A 19588-nucleotide genomic window follows, 5' to 3' on the forward strand; every position below is an offset into this window, starting at 1 on the left:
AGGTTTTGATAACAATTTCTATTTCTTTCTACTTTATCGAAACAAATAAAAACCTCCTTTCGTATATTAGTCTGCAAAATAGAAACTAATGAAGGGAACCAATCTAGGTGAATTTGAAGAACTCCTGCTTTTAGTAGTTTTAATACTGCAGGAGGAGGCATACATGCTTCGCATCAAAGACGAAATTAAAAATCAGGTGAATCGGTCCATTTCAATGGGCGCTATACACACCACACTTGCGCGTCTGGAGCAAAAGGATTTCTTGAAATCTGAAATGGGAGGAGCTACCAACGAACGAGGAGGGAGAAGGAAACGCATTTACGAACTTACTACTGCTGGGAAGGCAGCACTCAATGAGGTAAAAGAAATGCGTGCCAGCTTGTGGAATCAGGTGCCTGCAGTGGAATTAAAATTCAGCTATGCCTAAGGATCAGCATCCACCGAAGCTTTCATTAAAACTGGTTCGCTGGTTGTGCAAAAGTGAACTGGTGGAAGAGCTGGAGGGGAATCTCCACGAATACTATACCACCCACAATCAATCGACTTTCAAAGGACTAAAATATTGGTACCAGGTATTGAACTACCTGCGACCATCCACACTCAAATCATTCAAAAACTCAAACTCCGGAGCTATGTTTATATTCAATCCAATCCTCACATTGAGGAATCTCAATCGTCACAGATCCACTTCGCTGATCAGTATTTTCGGCTTCACGTTTGGACTGGTGGCCACTATTTTTCTATACTTCTATATTCACAGCGAGCTCACTGTAGATGCATTTCATGAAGATGGAGACAAGATCTATCGAGCTGTCCGTCAATCGGAAGTGAATGGTACCCCATACGATATTGGTGTGACTTCAGGTCCTTTTGCAGGGGCCCTTGCCAATGATTTCCCTGAAAGTATTACAGATGTTACACGAGCAATGACCGAATCAGGCCTGGTATCGGCTGGTGAGCGTAAGTTTTATGAAGATCGCATCCTGATGGCTGATGCCAATTTCTTCGATTTTTTCTCCTATCCGCTTGTATCAGGTGACCCGAAAACGGTTTTGGATAAACCCAATTCAGTGGTTCTCTCCAGCCAGATGGCAAAAAAATACTTCGGTGATGAAAATCCGATTGGTAAGGAAATTAAGGCAGACAATATGTTTACATTCATTGTGACTGGTATCATGGATGAAATGCCTGCAAAAACACACATTCCATTTGATTTTGTTGCTTCCATAGAGTTATACAATCAGTTTGACTGGTTCAAAAACTGGTGGTCAAACGGGCTTTTAACCTATGTGAAGATACCATCTCCACAAGTGGCTGAAAATGTGAAAGCACAGCTTCCGGGGTTCATGGATAAATATTTTGGGGAAGATTTTCAGAAGTCCGGACGAAGGATCGATTTGACGCTTGAACCTTTAGAAGAGATCTACTTCAATAATAAAACAAGATATGATTTCGCACTGCATGGAAATATCCGATCGATTTACATTTTGGGTGTGGTCTCCCTTGCTATTCTATTTATCGCATGTTTCAATTATGTAAACCTCTCAATCGCTCAATCTTTCATGCGAGCTAAAGAGGTAGGAGTGAGGAAAGTGTTAGGTGTACATAAAAAAAGGTTGATTCTTCAGTTTTTTGGGGAATCATTCATGATATTATTATTCTCTATTCTGTTGGCCATCGCTTTGTGTCAGTTGCTTTATCCACTTTTCAATCAGGCGTTCGGAATTGAATTGGACCTTAACTGGACGGACTTTAATGTACTCACCTTCTTTGCTGCTCTTATTGCTTTGGTATTGATTACTTCTGGACTGTACCCTGCACTATTACTTTCTTCCTTCAAGCCAACCGCCATTATGAAAGGTAACCTTGGTACAGGAAAAAATGTGGGGTTGAGAAAGGGACTTGTTGTGGTGCAGTTTGCCATCTCCATCTTCCTAATTGTGGCAACTGTACTCATTTCAAGACAGAATGCTTATATGAATAACAAGGACCTAGGCTTTGATAAGGAGGCCGTAGTGGTAGTGCGACTATATAATGAGGAGATTCGAAACAATAAGGAGACGTTTATGAAAAATCTTCGCTTATTGCCGTCAGTAAAAGCCGTATCCAACATGTCAGGTGAGCCGGGGGGCTTCCACGATGTGACTGTTTTTAAGATCGCAGGAGTGAATGAGGACTTTCGTTTTCGAACGGTATTTACAGATACTGCATATCTGAGTGTTTTGGGTATTGACGTCTTGGCTGGAAGATCATTTTCTCCGAATCTGGCCTCAGATGCTACAGATGCGATGCTTATCAATGAAAAAGCCTTGGTTGAAACCGGTCTTTCTGCCAATGAGATTATAGGAAAGAGGGTGAGCTTGCCTAGCTGGAATGATATGCAGCGAACAATCATTGGTGTGGTTCCTGATTATCATTTCAACTCTCTAAAAGATGAAGTGGAGCCAGTCGGGATTGTTGCAAGCCAGAATTTTGGTGGACGAGTGGTGGTAAAAGTGAATAGCAGCAATTTGAAAGAAGCCATGATTGCCATTGACGAGACTTACCGGGAGTTGTCACCTGGGTTCCCATTACAGTACGATTTTCTGGATGATAGTTTGGAGCGATTATATGAAGAAGAACAAAAGCAGGCACGTCTATTTAGCGCCTTTTCAGGAATTTCTATTTTTCTCGCATGTCTGGGTATTTTCGGACTGGCGACCTATTCTGCACAGCGCAGACAAAAGGAGCTGGGCATACGTAAGGTGCTGGGCGCAACAGCACAGCAAATCATTGGATTGATCTCTAAAGAATTTGTTTGGTTGGTCATCGTGGCTTCAATGGTAGCCATTCCAGTGGCGTGGTATTTCATCAGCCAATGGTTGGGAGGATATGCCTATCGCATTGAAATCCTCGACTATTGGTATGTGTTTGTAGTCGGTGGTTTAATGGCCGTTGTTATTGCCTTGATTACGGTAGCCTTTAAAACGTATGGTGCAGCCATTTCCGATCCTACTGAGAGTATCAGGAATGAATAGTTGTCATTCTGAACGAAGAGAAGCGGAGTGAAGGAACTATTATTTTGGTTGCACTTAACAACCCCCTGCCCCCCTTTTATTAAGAGGGAATAGCTCAAAAAGAATAGTTCCTTTATGTATCCCCCTTTGGAGAGGGTTGGGGGAGGATTTATACAGAATGGAGACAAACTTTCCAGATGCGAACACTCACAAACATTTCGCGGTAGACGTCCATTCATGGATGCCAACCAGAATGAGCACCATCGGGAGGTAGATATACAAGCTCCTGATCACGAACTCACCGGGTGAATGAGAGCCAAGGATGTCGATAACTCCCAGACTGAAATTAAAAGTCAAATGAAGCAACACGATCACTAAAATGGATCCCTGCGAATGATTGTAAATCATGGACATCAGGATACTCAATAGAACCACATTGACAGCAAAAGCCCAAAAGGGAATCTTTGCCTGTGGCGAATCCAAAAACCAAAGTGGGGCATGCCATAAAGCCCAAATCACTCCGACAAGCAGGGCGGCACCCATCCACCCATAGCTAAGCTTAAAAGTCGGGTACAACAATGCCCGCCATCCCAGTTCTTCACCAAGTGGACCCATGAACAGGTTGATCACTAAGAGTGGCAAGAGGTAGCTCATCTTAAAGTTCGACCATTCAATGGCATGGCCTTTTCTCGCCTCGATAAACAAAAGCAGCCCGGCCACAAGGATTGGAATGAAAACCAAAAGCATACACCATGAAAATGGTGGAATTGAAAATGCTTGTCGTATACTCGACATCACCTTATCCTGGGCGATCCAGATGAAGATAGCAGCCACATTCGGGCTCCAGATAGCAATAAGCCACACGGGCAAACCTGTCAATGATTCCGGAGATTGAGCTCCGGGAATCTTCAGCATCAACATGAAAGAAAACAAAGAAACCAGAAGTGTAATCAACAGGAATCCATATACCGGATATGTAACAAGAAAATCATTAACCTTACTCATCGTAGTTTTTCAATGTTATATTATTGGTGTGAATCAATAAATTGGTATTGTAAAATCATTGTGTTAAAGAACAAAAGAGATGACCTTCGTCACCTCCTTTTAACCCAAACTACAAATGTAGCAATCATCCAAAGTCCGGTCCATATCACATCGTTCAATGGCCGGTTCATTGTTTCTCCTACCAATCCCACATTGGAAATCTCTGCACTGATATTGACTGCCCCGTGGAAGATCACCGGCACCCAGATTACGCGCTGTTTGTTGAAAGCCACACCAAATGCAATGGAAAACAGGACGGTCACCATAGGCATGAGCACGATCCCTCCAAGCACCGGGTAGTCCGGATAGTTGTGGCCCAGCAAAATACCCGGCAGGTGCCACCAGCCCCATATCACACCAATGATCAGGAATCCAAACAATGAGTTGGTGGATGCCCATTCCTTTTGCAGATAGCCTCTCCATCCAAACTCTTCTCCAAAGGCAATGAACAGGCTGTAAAGTAGCATTCCCACAAAATAAGAGAGGATGAAATTAGGGACGAATACATACCAGGGCTGTGGGGAGGCACCCAACAGCATGGCCATGCCTTTCAGGGCAACCAGCCCCTCTTCCATGGTGATAAATCCCTCCTTGAGTTGTGCTGCTCCTGTGAGTACGCTAATAATGATGGTCAGAATCTCAATAGTAAACGGAATAAATGCCGCAAGCAAAATCCATTTCCAGCCTTTGAATGGGTTCCAAACCAGATTACTAAATAACCCTTCCTTCTTAACCAACCTAAGAATAATGGCTGCCAGTCCCGGCATCCACATCAGCAAGAGGGTCCAGCTGGTGCCGGTATCGCCATCGCTGATGATGAAGTAATATGGAATGGAGGATAGTGCCACCGTCAGAGCGACAAACTGCCATCCTTTGTTGCTGAGTTGTTTTAGCTTATTCATTGATCTTCTTTAGTTTGTTACCAAATGCTTTGATGATTCCGTCGTTGTAGGTGATCGATTGTCCACCGTATCGGCCCAGCCCAAACACCTTCGCACGTTTATCATCGATGATGTCCATCACCATTTCGATTTTCTGACCATCAGCGGTTGTTTTGAAGGCGAACACCAGCAGTCCGTCTTTTTCAATGATTTTGAAGTCTCCAAAGAAGGGGATTTCACCGGGAAGCGGATTGACAATCTCATATTCACCTGCTCTGGAAGACCAGACTTCCGGTATCTCTTGCTTATCAAATCGGGTCGCAATCAATTCTTTGGGACTTCCTTCCTCCAGATTGGTCATGAGCGGGTAGCCATCCACTTCTTCGAACATCACCCGCTGGTCACCCAGGCGTATGGGAATCAGGTGGAGGAGGATGACTTTAGGGATAAACTGGTTGTTCTCCACAGGGATCAGCTCCAGTCGCAAACCTTGTAACTTCATGAATAGCTTTTTGTTTTTGCGATACAAATCGAAATAAGCTCCTGGTGCGGCATAGATGCCGGTATATTGATCCAGCTTTTCTGGGGCCGTTTTAACTCGCTTCTTGGCTCCCATTACTACGGATTCACGCTCAGCTTTTGGCAGTCCTTTACTTGCTGCCACCTTATCAATGATGCTATGCACTTCTTTGTACACACTTCGGCCATTGGCTGAGTTCGTCAAAATGATAACGCCCACATCAGCCGATGGAGAGAAGGCCATGGCCGCATTGAAGTACAGTGTAGTGCCGGTATGGTAATAGATGTCTCCGGCATGTGGACGGCTGGTCATGCTCCAACCCAGGGCATAGCGATCACCAAAGTCCAATGGGGTGTCTTTGTGCTGCTGCTCCAAAATCTGCTGGTAGGTGTCGGGTTGCAACAAATCCGAGGATTGACTTAGGAAGGCTTGCAGGAATTTAGAAAGGTCTTTGGATGAAGTGAACAATCCGCCTGCAGGGGTGTCTCTGAGGTTCACATCTGACTTTTGCTTGCCTTTGCCGTCATAGGTCTCACTGGCTTGATCCAGCATATTAAAAGCGGAGCTTTTCATGCCAAGGGGCTGTAAGATGTTGTTTTGAACATATTCCGGGTACTCTATTCCGCTCACTTCGGCAATCATGTGTCCCAGCAGGGTATAGCCAGGGTTTGAGTACGCCCTGATTTGATTCGGTTCACCAGCCATGTATTCCTCGTTGATGTAGTTGACCAGATACTTGTAGTCTTCCGGCTGCTCGCTAAACATCCCTTTGAAAATGTCTGAAGGCAGTCCGGAGTGGTGGGTCAGCATGTTTCGTGGAGTCACACCATCGGAATGATCCTTCATTTGAAAGGAGGGTAGGTATTGACTGAGGGGTTGGTCAATGTTTAGCTTTTTCTGCTCTGCCAATTGCATCACTGCAGCAGAGGTGAATACTTTCGTCACCGAACCAATGCCAAACAGCGTCTCTTCGGTAATCGGTTTTTCATTTTCAGCATCTGCATAGCCGAAGTTGTCGATCCAGAGTACACCATCGGAAGAAACCACTGCAACAGTAGCGCCCATAACCTTGCGTTTTTTCATGCTTTTGGTGATGCGCTCCTTAAATTCTGTCTGTATGGATGCAAGATCGGTTTGTGCTGTCAGGATCTGCTGGCAGCAAAGTAGAAGCAATAGTAGAATGGATTTTTTCATCGTTTTATTGAGTTTAACCCAAGGTTCGAGGGAATATTCAACATCATAAAATGAGATACACCAGCCTTTCTGTTTTCATGATGAGTACCCACAAGAAATTGATCGGTGTGTTCGCGTAGTTTTTGGATGTGTTCATCAAGTATGCGCACGTGTTGATCAACCACAGACCGTTCGAAAGTGGATACGACGTATTTTTGGATGGTAATGAAAGAAATAAAAGCTTTTGAATGGGTTGTTCACCTGGCAGTTGTTGTGCTTGGCTTGTTGCTGCTGAACTATCAGCCCTTTGATCTCACCTTTGGGGTGTTTAATTCCGGCAATGGCTCGTTGCTTTGGCCTTCGCTGGTTGGTACACTATTCAATCTTATCCTGTTTTATGGCATAGCCTTTTACCTGATCCCTGTCACCTTGAAAAAGGGTACAAGTATATTCATTGCCCGCCTGATTGTTCTTTTTGTCCTTGTTTCTTCGGTTGAAGTACTCATTGATGCTGCATTTTACCGATCCGATGGATACCTCATAGACAGTATCGTTTGGTCAGAGCTGGTGGTGATGGTGCTGTTTACGCATATCCTTGTCGTGATTGTAGCATTTGCTTATCGTTTTTCTAAAGATTGGTTTGCCAATGAGCGCACTAAAAGAATGATCAATGAGCATCAGCTACGTTCAGAGTTGGACGTGTTAAAAAGTCAAATCAACCCTCACTTTTTATTCAACGCATTGAATAATCTGTATTCCATGTCGCTGCAGTCAGGTGATGAGCAGACGGCTGAAGGGATCAGTGTTTTGTCTGAAATGATGCGTTATGTTTTTGATAAAACGGGAGAGGATAAGGTAGCGCTGCAGGAAGAAATTCAATACATCAGCGACTACATCTACCTGCAGCAGCTTCGGTTCAACAAGCAAGTAAAGGTACAATTTGAACATCCAGAGACAGTCTCCAGTTTTTACATTGCCCCGATGCTGCTGATCCCCTTTGTGGAGAATGCATTTAAGTACGGCGTATCAAGCCAGGCCAAAACGACGATCGAGATACGCATTGCATTTGAGGAATCACACTTTGTTTTCGAGGTAAAAAACCAAAAGGCTGAACGTACGGAGACGATCCCTTCCAGCGGTGTAGGATTAACTAACGTGAAAAAGCGTTTGAATCTCATTTACCCGGACCAACATTCGCTGAAAGTGAATGAGCAGGAGGAGACGTTTAGTGTTAGATTAGTTATTTTCCAGTCGTTATGAAATGTGTTGCGATAGATGATGAAGTACATGCGCTCAAGGTGATTGAGATGCATGCCGATAAGGTGGATAAGCTGGAGATGGTTGCCACATTTACCAACCCGGTGCAGGCGGCAGACTTTCTCGAAAAGAACCGGGTGGATTTGATCTTTCTGGATATCAACATGCAGAGCCTGAATGGATTCGAATTGCTGGAAACGCTGACACATAAGCCCAAGGTGATTTTTACAACCGCGTATAGTGAATATGCAGTGAAAAGCTACGCTGTTGATGCGCTGGATTACCTGATGAAGCCTATTGCATTCAGTCGCTTTCTGAAGGCAGTGAATAAGGTGGAATACGCAGCTAAGCCCACAATGACCTCTCCGGTTGGCAATGCATCCGAGGAGGAGAAGATCATCTCCGTAAAAAGTGGCACTACGATCCATCGGATTAATTTGCAGGATATCCTGTACCTGGAGGCAGATGGTAACTACACGAAATTCGTCACTGATAAGGAATCCATCATGGTTTTATGCACCATGAAGGATGCACTGGCGAAGGTAGACGACCGGTTCATTCAGACCCATCGATCCTACGCGGTTTCCACTGCTAAGGTGAACAAAGTAGAAGTACATCAACTCAAGATAGGAGAGAAGGTCATTCCCATTGGTTCGTCCTTTCGGAAAGAAGTGATGGAAAGATTCCAATGATCTATATCCTACTCTGATAAGTATACAATTCAAAGTAGCGCCCTTCTTTCGCAATCAGTTCATCGTGAGTGCCACGTTCGACGATCTGTCCATCCTCAATGACCAGAATCTGATCAGCTTTTTTGATGGTACTTAATCTATGGGCAATGACGAACGTGGTTCGGTCTTTCATCAGTCCATCCAAACTTTTCTGGATGTACGTCTCACTTTCGGTATCCAGGTTGGAGGTGGCCTCATCCAGGATGATGATTTTCGGATTGGCAAGCAAGGCACGGGCAATGGATATTCGTTGCTTTTGTCCACCGGATAGCTTTACACCTCTTTCACCAATGACCGTATCCAGCCCATCCTCAAATCGATCAGTGAATTCATTTACGTATGCACCTTTCACGGCTGCCTGCAGTTCTTCTTCTGTTGCATTGGGTCGCGGGAAAAGGATGTTCTCCCTGATAGTGCCTTCAAACAGGAAGTCATCTTGTAGTACTACACCTAAATGCCTTCGATAGCTCGAAAGGTTCACCTTAGTGATGTCGTGTCCATCGATGGAAACGATTCCTTTTTTGGCACTTAGGAACGTTGCAGCAAGGCTTGCTGTGGTTGATTTGCCCGAACCGGAACTTCCAACCAGCGCGGTAACGGAACCCGGAGGGGCATGGAAGGAAATATTTTTTAACACTTCTTTACCTTCTTCATAGGCAAAAGAGACATTTCTGAATTCAATATCTCCTTTCACTTCTTTCAACATGATTGGGCGGTCTTCGGTCATGTCTTCCGGATCCATTTTCATGATTTCCTCTGTTCGATCCAGGCCAGCAAAAGCTTCGGTTAGTTGCGATCCAATGTTGCTCATCTGTACAATGGGAGCGATCATAAACGCAAGCAGTGAAATGAAGGAGATAAGCTCGCCAGAGGTCAATTCATTTTCAATCATGAAATAACCGCCCATGGCCAGAATGCCTGCACTGGCAAAACCAATCAGGAACGTACCCGAGCTGGTAACAACAGCAGTGGCGGTTAGGCTTGATTTTACATTTTCATACAATCTTCTTGCTCCGTCTTCGAAGGTCTTGTTTTCCGATTCCTCTGCATTGAATCCCTTGATAACACGAACACCATTTAAGGTTTCTGTTAGTCTACCAGTGACTTCAGCATTGAGCTTGCCTCGTTCTCGGAAGATAGGTCGGATTCTTCCAAAAGCTTTAAGTGCAATGACTGCAAAAAGACCAACCGGGACCAATGTGAAAATGGTCATCGAAGGACTGATGTTGATGAGGAGTATTAGTGCCAAGATAGAGGTGATTGTACCTCCTATGAGTTGGACCAATCCTGTCCCGACAAGGTTTCTGACCCCTTCCACATCTGTCATAATTCTGGATACTAATGCACCGGACTTATTGTTGTCAAAGAAGTTGATCGGGAGGGAAAGGATTTTCTTCTGGACTTTAACCCGAAGTTCAGAGATCAGAAACTGCGCTTCAACACTCAGGATACGGGTGAGCAAAAAGGATGAGACCGCCTGCACAGCAAGGGAGATCACAATAACAATGACAATCAATTTGAGCATTGCAAAGTCTTTGTTTGGGACCGCATCATCTAATAAATACTTGGTTGCCGCAGGTAAGACCAGTCCTGCTGGTCTGCTTATGATGATTAGTAGAAGCCCAATGAGGATGGTTTTTCTTCTTGGCCAAATGATATTTCTGACCGCCCAGGCGAAGGTGACGTTTTTGTTTTTGCTCATTTATTCTGATGATAGGTATATTCGAGATTTACTACTAACCCCAATCGATTAAAAATAATTCTCGTGAGTCTTACATCTCATCTAAGAAAGCAAGGAAAATTGATTTTGAATTTCCTAAAATCGCCTGGAGACTTTAAATACAATGATGTTTCCAATTCTAATAAGTTAAAAGCTGTTTTAAGAATAGTTTTAATTGAACTGATTGTTGTGATTCCGGTCGGTCTTATTGTTTATGGAATGGAGGAGGCTGGAATTTTATTCTTTCCTGATCATGCTATTGAAGAACTGGTAGACAAAATGTCGATCGCTCTGGTTTTGTTAGGTGCAGTGGTATTTGCCCCAATTGTTGAAGAAATTCTCTTCAGAGGTTTTATCACACTTCGAAGATTTTATCCACTTATTCTGGTAATTGACTTAGCAGAGGCTTTGGGTAAAAATAGATTCAGAACATTAAGAATCGTCTTGAGGGTTTGGACCAATTGTTTTCCAATAATTGTTTACGCTTCCATATTTGCATTTGGATACGCGCACGTTTGGAACTTTAAAGAGGAGATGCCCTTTTGGCTGATTCCTATTGCTGTATCTCCTCAATTAGTAGCAGGATTGTTTCTCACCTATACTCGAGTTAGGTATGGATTAATCTGGAGCATGCTATCCCATGCAACTACCAATCTGATTTTTCTAGTTCTGTACTATACGGTTCCGCTTGGCTAATTGATTAAAAGTACTCTTTATCACATCAACCATATAGTCCACATCTTCTTCCGTCCTTTCAGGATTTCCGTAATACACCCTCAAATGAGTTTTTCCATGCAGTTTGGTTCCTGTTATGAAAATATTGCCTTCTGATTCAATCGTTCTTAATGCCTCGATATTGATGCGCTCGTTATCAATATCATCCTTTGAAGGATCATCGTATCTAAAGCAAAGGATTGATAAATCATGATTAGGTTCTACCTGAAAATCTGTCGCTAGTTTTTCAGCTAGATATTGAATCATGTTTATATCATGCTTTATATAACTAGTCAATTGATTCACACCATAATACTTTAGTGTAAACCACACTTTAAGCGCTCGAAACTCTTTTGATAATTCGATGGTATGGTTTGATGACTCCCATCGGTCTCCCGGGTTTTCTGTAAAGAGATAATCAGGAGAAAAATGGATGGCTTCAGGTATCTCTTTCAAAAGAACACAACTAGCTTCGAAAGGTACGTACATCCATTTATGTGGATTGATGATGATTGAATCTGCTTTTTCAACACCTTGAAATTGCGAAGAAAGTTCTGGTAATCGGATGGCCGGCAGTCCGTAAGCTCCATCCACATGAAACCAGATATCATACTTTTTGGCCACTTCTGCTATTTCGTTCAATGGATCAATCGATCCGGTATTGGTTGTACCTGCATTTCCTATCACGACGAGCGGTACATTTCCAGCTTTTAGGTCATCCATTATTGCCTTCTCAAGAGCATCAATATCAATGTGGAAGTGATCATTTGTTTGAATTTTACGCAATTGATTTCTACCCAACCCAAGAAATACCATCGCCCGATCTATACTGGAATGTGTTTGATCTGAGGAATAAACCGTGAATTTGTAAGAACCGAACAATCCGTTCATTTCCCGATTCGGATACTTTTTAGCGAGCGCAAAATGAATGGACATTAGGTTGGACATGGAACCTCCTGAGGTGAGAACACCAGTATTATGATCAGCCACCATGCAGAATTCAGCAACCCATCTAATCACTAATTGCTCCAACTCAGAGGTAATCGGCGAATTGTTCCACTTAAGCCCATTTTGATTATAGAATGATTTTAAAAAATCAGCCAGTGCACCTACCTTATTTCCACTTCCTGTTATGTAAGCTCCAAAATTTGGACTGGTATTGTAGTTAAGTCCTGGAAGTATTTGTTGTTCAAAGTCCGTAATGAGATTCGAGAAATCAGTAGGGTTGATGGGTAAATCTTGCGACAGCAGCTGCTTGATTTCAGTTGGCTCATTTTTAAGAAGTACTTTTTTAGGATTATCAAATCCATTTCTCTGGATCATTTGCCAAGCCTGATCCAGATAGTCTTTTAGTTGATTTTCATTCATTTACATAAGATCAATAAACCAAAAATTAACGTGACCATCTCCGGATGGTTCGGGATAAGATCGTTTCACTTTTTCACCCAGTTTAAACTCAATAGGTTTTTTGAAAATAGGACCATCATAGCAAAAAGTGTGAAACTCACCATTTTCACCACACGGATCTATTGAATAGGGAAGGTTGTTCAAGAATTCATTGTCTATCTGGCGACCTAGAAACTTGCTGCCGAGCTCATCATTAACGCAGACAGTTATGGCTTTGAATCCTAGCTCAATGAATTCATGAATTAAGGTTCTCGTATCTTTTTTCCATAAAGGAAATTGGCAATCAAATCCCAGGGCTTTCATTTCGTTCTCCCGGTATGCCTTGAGATCTTCCAAAAAAATGTCTCCAAAGGCTGCATGTGTGATTCCTTCGGATTTTAATTTTTGCATATGATCCTTCATACATTCTTCATATACTTCCATCGACGGGTTTTCAGGTAACTCGATAAATGAGAAGGGGAGGTCAATGGATGCTAATTGACGTTTAACTAAATCTACAGGGGTACCATGCATGGTGACGCGCTGTAACGATTGATTGATGGTAGTAACCAGATGAGAGACTTCAATTTCCTCTTTTTGAAGTAACTGATGGAGTGCTAAAGCAGAATCTTTTCCTGAACTCCAGTGGAAAACAGTTTTCTTTTTATCGAGCACAATTCACGCATTTATTGCTTTCTGGCATCAATAATATTCTGCCAATTGGAATGGGTTGTTTGCATTTAATGCAAAGACCAAAACCTGGTTTATCAAAATTATCTAGCGCCTGATGAAGTTTGGAGAGTTTAGCCTCAGCCTGACGAAGTGCTGACTCAGTTATGCTCTTGTTGTTGATGGCGTCCATACGAGAAATCCGACCTATGGAATTATCAAGTGCTACAGGTTTAGATTGTTCCTTGTAGTCTGCTATTAGCTGTTCGGTTTTAGCGATTTCTTCCTCGATCTTTTTCCTGATTTCATCGACTTTCATTTCCTAAATGTATGTAAAAATGAAGTTTTCGTTTTCGGACTTGACGTTTTGAATTAAAAGAAGAATAATTTTGAATATTAATAGACTATTATTTATGAAAACTATTCAAAAACTCACTTTTGCGCTGATTATTTTCAGTTTAATATTCAGCATTTCTTGTAGTAAGGACGATGACGCTACTATTGAAATTATTGACGTTGAATTTTCATTTGACGCCACAAATCCACCAATAAGCCAAACGCTGATCAACAACCTGCTTGCAACCACTGACGCCAATGCATCTTTGATTGGATCTCAATTGTCAGTGGCTAACCTAATGTCCGTGTGGTTTTATCTTTTTGATCAACCAGAGGGAGCAGCACAATCCAATGTACCTGTTGGAACATGTGGTGGAAATGCGCTGGTGTATACCTATACCATGAGCGAACAAGGTGAAATATTCTCAGTAGCTTTTCAGATATGTGAAACATCCAGCAAGTATACTTTCCAGATTTTCTTCTCCGAAAATGGATCACCTTTTGAGCTTTTCTTGTATGCTGAAGAGTCGAAAACAGAATTGAAGCAAGGTTACATGGAACTTTATACTTCCGATCTTAGCGAAAGCAGCATTAGCTCTAATGTTATATTAAAGTATACTTGGAATGAAAATGCAGATGGATCATTTGATTTTGTTGTGGAGGATTCTGAAGGTGACTTCAAGCTAACAATAGAGTTGGGAGCTGATGAATCAGGTTCTATGGAAATAGAGCAAAGTGGAAGCATCTATTATCAGGCAACATGGAACAGCACTGGTACAGCAGGAACTTATGCCTACTATGATAGCGAAGGAAACGTAACCGACTCAGGAAACTGGCCTAGCTAATTCAAACTTAAAAAATTTAAAAGGCGCTCAAATCGAGCGCCTTTTTAGTTACTGGTTTCTTGGTAATCTTCTCTCACCGGCGCAAACACATCCATGAGCTTGCAGTCTGTTATGGCCATACCTGAATGGAGCACATTCGACGGAATAACCGCCACATCTCCGGGTTTCAATCTTCTTGTTTCGCCATCTACTGTCAATTCGTATTCCCCCTCAAGCACATTAGCTACTTGTTCATGCTCATGTGAATGTTCGGGAAGAGGACTTCCAGCCTTTACATCCCAATAAGCTAATGTCATGCGCTCCGAATGAACAAAACGAACAGTGTATCCCGGAAGTAATTCTTTCGGATTTATTTGGTCTAGGTTTCTAAAGATCATTTGAGTTGGGTCCACATTCTTGAAATAATTTTCCAGGTTCCATCAGTTTGTTTTTTATAAACAGTGGAAGCATGGGAAGTTGACGCTCTGGTCATGGTAAAATCATCTTTGGTATAGGTGAAATTCAATACTCCTTTTTCCAGTGAATAAGCCATGGAATCAGTTTCTTTTAACTCTAAAAGCTCAACCTCATATGAATGGATTGTGGTTATAGAACTGTCATTGGGAAACCAGTAATCCCTTATATTTTCTATCCCTAGAATCGGCTCCATTCCACTGGGGATGATCGTGGCATCTTCAGCAAATAGGTTCAATACTTTGGCACTGTCACCATCAAGCCATCCATTTACATAAGTTTCACTAATGTTTTTAATTTCTTCTGGAACCAATTTTGAATGTGGTTCAGTAGCGCAAGACAAGCAGATGAGCCCAGTGATAATGATTAGTGAATAGATTCTTTGCATACCATTCTTACGATGAGATAAGGCTATAAGTTAATCCAATACGTCATTTTTAGGATTAAGGCGTGGTTTTTTCGTCTCAAGCCCATGTCAGAAAACTGTTCCGTCCCATAGTTGTCCGTGTACACAATGAAGAGGTCAGAAACCGGTGCAAAACGCCATTGAAAACGTGAGTTAATGTTGATGTTATCAATTTGGCTATTGTACTGAATGAAGTTGGTAAAGAAAATAGATTTGGTAAGCGTAAGATCCAGTCTCGGGCCAATCAGCCACAGGTTGACATCCTTAAAGTCTCCAGGTAGTCGGATGCGATTGTAAACCATGTTGACATTGATATCCAGGATGGGTTGAAAGCGGTAACCCAGGTTTGCACCTATGCTTTGTCTGTTTCCATTAAAGTATTCACCAAGGTATCCATTGATATTGTAATTGAATACTTTTCGTTGATCAGAACTGTAAGAAAAATTAAAACTGTGATAGGTATAACCAGTAAATGCATTCAACTCAGGACCATTTGTTTGAGTAGGGTCAAAGGGATCCAAAAGAAAGGTGTGATTTTGTTCAATTGAGGCACTTAACCTTCCGGTATTTGATAATCCGGAATTGAAATTGACTGCAAACTTCCGATCGGTGATTTGTCCATCCACTGTCCAGATGTATTCGGCCTCTGCCTTCAGCTCAATCGAATTGAAATATCCTCTTGAGGGGAAAAAGTTTCTCCCGAAATCCGGATTGATACGGAAAATGCCAGGTCGTGGGACAAATCCCACTTCTGCATTATGGTTCTCTCCAACATAAACATGTGCCCAGCTTCCAATCCACTTTTTTGAAGAATATCCAAGGAATCCCGTGTGCGATCCCTGACCTGGTTTGCTACCACTCTCATCAAAAGAATGATGATACATCACTTTTCCATTCCATTTACCATTGCTGGAAGCAATGTTATAGTCAACACCAGCCAGTCGATTCCACCCGGTGTAGGGTGTAGTGTCATTTTCTGCGTAGCTTTCAAACGTTTGTTTGTTTACGAAAATGGCGCCAATGTTAGAGCGTCCAAATATCTTTCTTTGAACAGCACCTACAGTGTAGTTGATGCTGGGGAGATTTATTTCATTGTCTTCGGCAGATTGCATATTCAGAATTCCTATTCGCCAATTCTTATCAAGCTTCCCACTAAGTCTAGCTCCTGCATAGATCTGATTTTGAATGTTCTGTCCCGTTGATTCATCGCGGGCAATCCCGATTCTTCTAGAGAAAAATGGACGAGAATAAAACGGATGGCCAAAACTTTCAAAGAGGTCTGCATTTTCTAGGAAGAACTGTCTTCTCTCCGGGAAAAAGAGCTCAAACCGGTTCAGGTCAGTCACTTGCTGATCCAATTCAACCTGAGAAAAATCAGGATTAAAGGTTAAATCAAGATTCAATGATGGACTTACTGCAATTTTGGCGTCACCACCATATGAAAAATTATTTATACGGTTAGTGTTCTCTGCGTCATTGTCTTGCTTGGTACCAGCTGAAATGTAGGGAATTAGTGAAACGTTTGGCCCTGATTTTTCGAGCGGTTCGTCCCAAACCAGCTCCTTCATGAAGGCCAGTGATAAAATCAGAAAGTTACGTGGTATACGTGTCCAGGTCGATCGCTCTCCTTCTTCAGAATCAATTCGATAGAAATTGATGTTCCAGCGATCACTACCGGGCTTAAACCTCAGCGTCTTGAACGGAATTGCAGCTTCGGCTATCCAATAACCCGGATACTGCTTTGCTTCCGCCAACCACTTATTGTCCCATGACAAGGCCAAATCATCACCTCTGACACCCCCATTGCTGATGAGCCCTTCACGTTGCACACCGTACGGATTTATGCCGAATTGAAAGGCATTGGTATTGTCCTGAAATGGATCAATTTCTATGGTGATTCCATCAAAATTTCCTCTGTAGTCTCTTCGAAGGCTAGGAACAGCATAGATTCGATCATCTGAGAGATTATACATTTTGGCACTCACATAAAGGTAACTCTCATCATAGGTCATGCGTATCTCAACGCGTGAGTTAGCGGGTACAGAATCACTAGGGAAATACTGATGAAAGTTTTCGATGACCTGGACATTGCTCCAGGTGTTTTCATCCAATACGCCATCAATTTTGATGGGTTCATTGGTAGACGTAATGTGATAGGCTTCTTCTTGTGCATTTAACCATATAGGTACAATGCAAACCAGCCAAAAAAATCTCTTCATCGGGGGCAAAAGTATTGGCAGGTCTAAATAATTAAATCCACTTTCTGATGAGCGGAAAAAAGAGGTGAAGATCTATCGGGGTTCAGATATACCCTTTTCGTTTGAGTTGATTATAGATAGCCAGACAAATCCACGCATCGGTGGCGGCATATTTTTGCTGTGATGGGGTGAGGGTCTCGGCTTCCCAGTTTGAAACCTGCTGATTTTTGGAGATTCTTGATTCCAGGAATACAGCTGCAAGCTTTTTTACACCCATGTGTTTCACACCGAGTTCGCGAACCACATCGTTGAGGTCTGTGAAGTTTTTAGGTTTAAACTTTCGAGCCTTGTTAAGGTCTTTCAGATCATCATCAATGCTAATACCTAGCTTCAAAATGGATGGATCGCTCATCAGCTCGAAAAGTGATGAGGGATAACCCATATTATTCAGCCTGAACAAGTAGGCATCTTCCATGGTCGAGAGCTGCACCATGGCAGTATGATTGTACTCACCCTTGTTGAAAGTTGGCTTTTTCTCTGTATCAAACCCTAAGGTTTCAAACTTTCTAAGCTCTTGAACTGCTTTTTTGCAATCTTCCTCAGTATCCAGGATGTGAATGTTCCCTTCGAATGCGAGCAAAGGGAGTGCTCGTATGTCTTCTTTGGTGATATGTTCGGCAAAGCGACTATTCACCTTTTCCGCTCAACTTTTTGATTTTATACCCTGTGTACGCCACCAGGATGGTCATGAATGGACTGATAATATTGAAGAAGCAGTACATGAAATAAGTGCCTGTGGAAACACCCAGGACACTCGAATGATATGCGCCGCACGTATTCCATGGAATCAATACCGATGTAACAGTGCCCGAGTCCTCAAGTGTTCTACTCAGGTTTTCGGGAGCAAGTCCTTTTTTCTTATAAGTATCCGCATACATTCTTCCAGGCACCACAAGTGCCAAGTACTGATCAGAAGCAGTACCATTGAAGAAAATACATGTTCCTACTGTAGATGTGACAAGCGATCCTGTAGAGTTCACTTTGGATATAATTGCTGCTGCAATTCGCTTTAACATTCCTGCACCTTCCATCACACCACCAAAGATCATCGCTGAAATGATTAGCCAGATGGTGCCTAGCATACCAGCCATACCTGAAGCACTCAAAAGTCCTTGATCGTCCAGCACTGCATTGCCCGTCGTAAATGCAATATCACCAAACATGGCCTGCATGGTTCCGATAAATCCATTGGTAAGCGTAGGGGACATGCTATAAAATTCATCATAAAGTTTACCATCGAAGCTTGCCGTTGCTGCTACCTGAGCCACAAGATCAGGTTGGAATATCAATGCGAAAATCGCTCCTAGTAGAGTTCCAATTAAAAGAGCTGGGAGGGCAGGCATCTTTTTCACAATTAATACCACAACTACGACAGGTACAATGAAAAGCCAGCCATTGATATTGAATGCACCATCAATAGCGGATAGGATTGCAGCCTTGCCTTCGATTGCTCCGTCAGCGGAGTTTGTAAATCCAATGACAAGAAATATGATTAGAGCAAGAAGAATAGAAGGTACAGTGGTGATGGTCATGTAGCGAATGTGAGTAAACAAGTCTGTCCCTGCCATCGCTGGTGCCAGATTAGTTGTATCTGAAAGGGGCGACATTTTATCTCCAAAATAGGCGCCTGATAGAATCGCGCCGGCAACCAACCCTTCTGAGATACCGAGTGCCTGACCAATACCGATTAATGCTATACCTACGGTAGCTGCTGTAGTCCAGGAGCTACCCGTTGCTACTGAAACAATGGAACATACGATACATGCTGCCACCAAAAAAATCGTTGGGTTGAGAATTTGGAGTCCATAGTAGATCATAGCCGGAACAACCCCACTCAGCATCCAGGTGCCAGCCAGAGATCCTATTAGCAATAAAATGAGGATAGATGCCATCGCTGAACTGATGCTCTTGACGATACCGTCTTGAATTTCCTGCCACTTAAACCCTATCCTAAAAGCGACAATGGTTGCTACACCAGCGGAAAGAATTAGTACGATTTGATTGGAACCTCCGAGCGCCTCACTACCGAAAATTCCTACGTTTATCACAAGGAGAAGGATCAGGAAAATAATGGGGATAAAAGATTCGAATAAAGTGGGTTCGCGTTTTGTTGTCATTCCAGGTGTTTTCTCGAACCCTCGAAAATAGGACATTTGATGCTATTTGAGATAGCAAATTTCAATTAATCGAACTTCAAAG

At 42.6% G+C, this 19588-nt stretch carries 18 protein-coding genes; 6 read left to right on the forward strand and 12 right to left on the reverse strand.

The window, feature by feature from the left end:
* Positions 1-88: 88 nt before the first annotated feature.
* Positions 89-427, forward strand: a complete 339-nt coding sequence (locus ACEQZT_RS03340; protein ID WP_370087225.1) for a PadR family transcriptional regulator — start codon at positions 89-91, stop codon at positions 425-427.
* A complete protein-coding gene (locus tag ACEQZT_RS03345) occupies positions 420-3017 on the forward strand; it encodes an ABC transporter permease (RefSeq protein ID WP_370087227.1) in 2598 nt (865 codons plus the stop codon). The genes ACEQZT_RS03340 and ACEQZT_RS03345 overlap by 8 nt, the downstream gene beginning before the upstream one ends.
* Before the next feature lie 186 nt (positions 3018-3203).
* On the opposite strand, the gene ACEQZT_RS03350 is transcribed toward ACEQZT_RS03345, so the two are convergent.
* The 3 genes from ACEQZT_RS03350 to ACEQZT_RS03360 all read right to left on the reverse strand — a co-directional run bounded on the left by ACEQZT_RS03350 (position 3204) and on the right by ACEQZT_RS03360 (position 6635).
* Positions 3204-4001: a lysostaphin resistance A-like protein gene (locus ACEQZT_RS03350; RefSeq protein ID WP_370087228.1), complete on the reverse strand. Its 798-nt coding sequence runs from the start codon at positions 3999-4001 to the stop codon at positions 3204-3206.
* Between the two features lie 89 nt (positions 4002-4090).
* Positions 4091-4942, reverse strand: a complete 852-nt coding sequence (locus tag ACEQZT_RS03355; protein WP_370087229.1) for a CPBP family intramembrane glutamic endopeptidase — start codon at positions 4940-4942, stop codon at positions 4091-4093.
* The gene (locus ACEQZT_RS03360) at positions 4935-6635 is read right to left on the reverse strand and encodes a serine hydrolase domain-containing protein (protein ID WP_370087230.1); all 1701 of its coding nucleotides are present in this window, start codon (positions 6633-6635) and stop codon (positions 4935-4937) included. The genes ACEQZT_RS03355 and ACEQZT_RS03360 overlap by 8 nt, the downstream gene beginning before the upstream one ends.
* Positions 6636-6839: 204 nt before the next feature.
* On the opposite strand from ACEQZT_RS03360, the gene ACEQZT_RS03365 reads away from it, so the two are divergent.
* Together ACEQZT_RS03365 and ACEQZT_RS03370 are read left to right on the forward strand one after the other, a co-directional pair.
* Positions 6840-7874, forward strand: a complete 1035-nt coding sequence (locus tag ACEQZT_RS03365) for a sensor histidine kinase (RefSeq protein WP_370087232.1) — start codon at positions 6840-6842, stop codon at positions 7872-7874.
* Positions 7871-8563, forward strand: a complete 693-nt coding sequence (locus ACEQZT_RS03370) for a LytR/AlgR family response regulator transcription factor (protein WP_370087234.1) — start codon at positions 7871-7873, stop codon at positions 8561-8563. The genes ACEQZT_RS03365 and ACEQZT_RS03370 overlap by 4 nt, the downstream gene beginning before the upstream one ends.
* 1 nt (position 8564) lies before the next feature.
* On the opposite strand, the gene ACEQZT_RS03375 is transcribed toward ACEQZT_RS03370, so the two are convergent.
* Positions 8565-10304: an ABC transporter ATP-binding protein gene (locus ACEQZT_RS03375; protein WP_370087236.1), complete on the reverse strand. Its 1740-nt coding sequence runs from the start codon at positions 10302-10304 to the stop codon at positions 8565-8567.
* Positions 10305-10367: 63 nt separating this feature from the next.
* Here ACEQZT_RS03375 and ACEQZT_RS03380 point away from each other — a divergent pair, with 63 nt between their 5' ends.
* A complete protein-coding gene (locus ACEQZT_RS03380; RefSeq protein ID WP_370087238.1) occupies positions 10368-11018 on the forward strand; it encodes a CPBP family intramembrane glutamic endopeptidase in 651 nt (216 codons plus the stop codon).
* Here the strand turns inward: ACEQZT_RS03380 and ACEQZT_RS03385 are convergent.
* From ACEQZT_RS03385 to ACEQZT_RS03395, 3 genes are read right to left on the reverse strand one after another with little or no spacing between them, the layout of a single operon-like run.
* Positions 10986-12404, reverse strand: a complete 1419-nt coding sequence (locus ACEQZT_RS03385) for an aspartate aminotransferase family protein (protein WP_370087240.1) — start codon at positions 12402-12404, stop codon at positions 10986-10988. The two genes, ACEQZT_RS03380 and ACEQZT_RS03385, sit on opposite strands and share 33 nt — an antisense overlap.
* The gene (locus tag ACEQZT_RS03390) at positions 12405-13097 is read right to left on the reverse strand and encodes a diphthine--ammonia ligase (RefSeq protein ID WP_370087241.1); all 693 of its coding nucleotides are present in this window, start codon (positions 13095-13097) and stop codon (positions 12405-12407) included. It lies immediately after the preceding gene.
* A complete protein-coding gene (locus ACEQZT_RS03395) occupies positions 13087-13410 on the reverse strand; it encodes a TraR/DksA family transcriptional regulator (protein ID WP_370087243.1) in 324 nt (107 codons plus the stop codon). Before ACEQZT_RS03395 ends, ACEQZT_RS03390 begins: the two co-directional genes overlap by 11 nt.
* 94 nt (positions 13411-13504) lie before the next feature.
* Between ACEQZT_RS03395 and ACEQZT_RS03400 the strand changes: the two genes are divergently transcribed.
* The gene (locus tag ACEQZT_RS03400; RefSeq protein WP_370087245.1) at positions 13505-14272 is read left to right on the forward strand and encodes a hypothetical protein; all 768 of its coding nucleotides are present in this window, start codon (positions 13505-13507) and stop codon (positions 14270-14272) included.
* A gap of 44 nt (positions 14273-14316) precedes the next feature.
* Here the strand turns inward: ACEQZT_RS03400 and ACEQZT_RS03405 are convergent, their stop codons facing one another.
* The 5 genes from ACEQZT_RS03405 to nhaC all read right to left on the reverse strand — a co-directional run bounded on the left by ACEQZT_RS03405 (position 14317) and on the right by nhaC (position 19542).
* Positions 14317-14649, reverse strand: coding sequence for a cupin domain-containing protein (locus tag ACEQZT_RS03405; RefSeq protein ID WP_370087247.1), 333 nt, complete (start codon positions 14647-14649; stop codon positions 14317-14319).
* Positions 14646-15113, reverse strand: coding sequence for an SgcJ/EcaC family oxidoreductase (locus ACEQZT_RS03410; protein WP_370087249.1), 468 nt, complete (start codon positions 15111-15113; stop codon positions 14646-14648). Before ACEQZT_RS03410 ends, ACEQZT_RS03405 begins: the two co-directional genes overlap by 4 nt.
* A gap of 23 nt (positions 15114-15136) precedes the next feature.
* A complete protein-coding gene (locus ACEQZT_RS03415) occupies positions 15137-17350 on the reverse strand; it encodes a DUF5916 domain-containing protein (protein ID WP_370087251.1) in 2214 nt (737 codons plus the stop codon).
* A gap of 82 nt (positions 17351-17432) precedes the next feature.
* Positions 17433-18023: a 3'-5' exonuclease gene (locus tag ACEQZT_RS03420; RefSeq protein WP_370087253.1), complete on the reverse strand. Its 591-nt coding sequence runs from the start codon at positions 18021-18023 to the stop codon at positions 17433-17435.
* On the reverse strand, positions 18016-19542 hold the full coding sequence (gene nhaC, locus ACEQZT_RS03425; protein ID WP_370087255.1) for a Na+/H+ antiporter NhaC: 1527 nt from the start codon (positions 19540-19542) through the stop codon (positions 18016-18018). Before nhaC ends, ACEQZT_RS03420 begins: the two co-directional genes overlap by 8 nt.
* Between the last annotated feature and the right edge of the window lie 46 nt (positions 19543-19588).

The organism is Ekhidna sp., from assembly GCF_964218185.1.
Classification (GTDB): Bacteria; Bacteroidota; Bacteroidia; order Cytophagales; family Cyclobacteriaceae; genus Ekhidna.

Coding starts and splice junctions, on each gene's coding strand:
- ACEQZT_RS03365 (WP_370087232.1), top strand. CDS start 6,840: ATGAAAGAAATAAAAGCTTTTGAATGGGTTGTTCACCTGGCAGTTGTT.
- ACEQZT_RS03395 (WP_370087243.1), bottom strand. CDS start 13,410: ATGAAAGTCGATGAAATCAGGAAAAAGATCGAGGAAGAAATCGCTAAA.
- ACEQZT_RS03355 (WP_370087229.1), bottom strand. CDS start 4,942: ATGAATAAGCTAAAACAACTCAGCAACAAAGGATGGCAGTTTGTCGCT.
- ACEQZT_RS03345 (WP_370087227.1), top strand. CDS start 420: ATGCCTAAGGATCAGCATCCACCGAAGCTTTCATTAAAACTGGTTCGC.
- ACEQZT_RS03340 (WP_370087225.1), top strand. CDS start 89: ATGAAGGGAACCAATCTAGGTGAATTTGAAGAACTCCTGCTTTTAGTA.
- ACEQZT_RS03400 (WP_370087245.1), top strand. CDS start 13,505: ATGAAAACTATTCAAAAACTCACTTTTGCGCTGATTATTTTCAGTTTA.
- ACEQZT_RS03410 (WP_370087249.1), bottom strand. CDS start 15,113: ATGCAAAGAATCTATTCACTAATCATTATCACTGGGCTCATCTGCTTG.
- ACEQZT_RS03415 (WP_370087251.1), bottom strand. CDS start 17,350: ATGAAGAGATTTTTTTGGCTGGTTTGCATTGTACCTATATGGTTAAAT.
- ACEQZT_RS03350 (WP_370087228.1), bottom strand. CDS start 4,001: ATGAGTAAGGTTAATGATTTTCTTGTTACATATCCGGTATATGGATTC.
- nhaC (WP_370087255.1), bottom strand. CDS start 19,542: ATGTCCTATTTTCGAGGGTTCGAGAAAACACCTGGAATGACAACAAAA.
- ACEQZT_RS03370 (WP_370087234.1), top strand. CDS start 7,871: ATGAAATGTGTTGCGATAGATGATGAAGTACATGCGCTCAAGGTGATT.
- ACEQZT_RS03405 (WP_370087247.1), bottom strand. CDS start 14,649: ATGATCTTTAGAAACCTAGACCAAATAAATCCGAAAGAATTACTTCCG.
- ACEQZT_RS03375 (WP_370087236.1), bottom strand. CDS start 10,304: ATGAGCAAAAACAAAAACGTCACCTTCGCCTGGGCGGTCAGAAATATC.
- ACEQZT_RS03360 (WP_370087230.1), bottom strand. CDS start 6,635: ATGAAAAAATCCATTCTACTATTGCTTCTACTTTGCTGCCAGCAGATC.
- ACEQZT_RS03385 (WP_370087240.1), bottom strand. CDS start 12,404: ATGAATGAAAATCAACTAAAAGACTATCTGGATCAGGCTTGGCAAATG.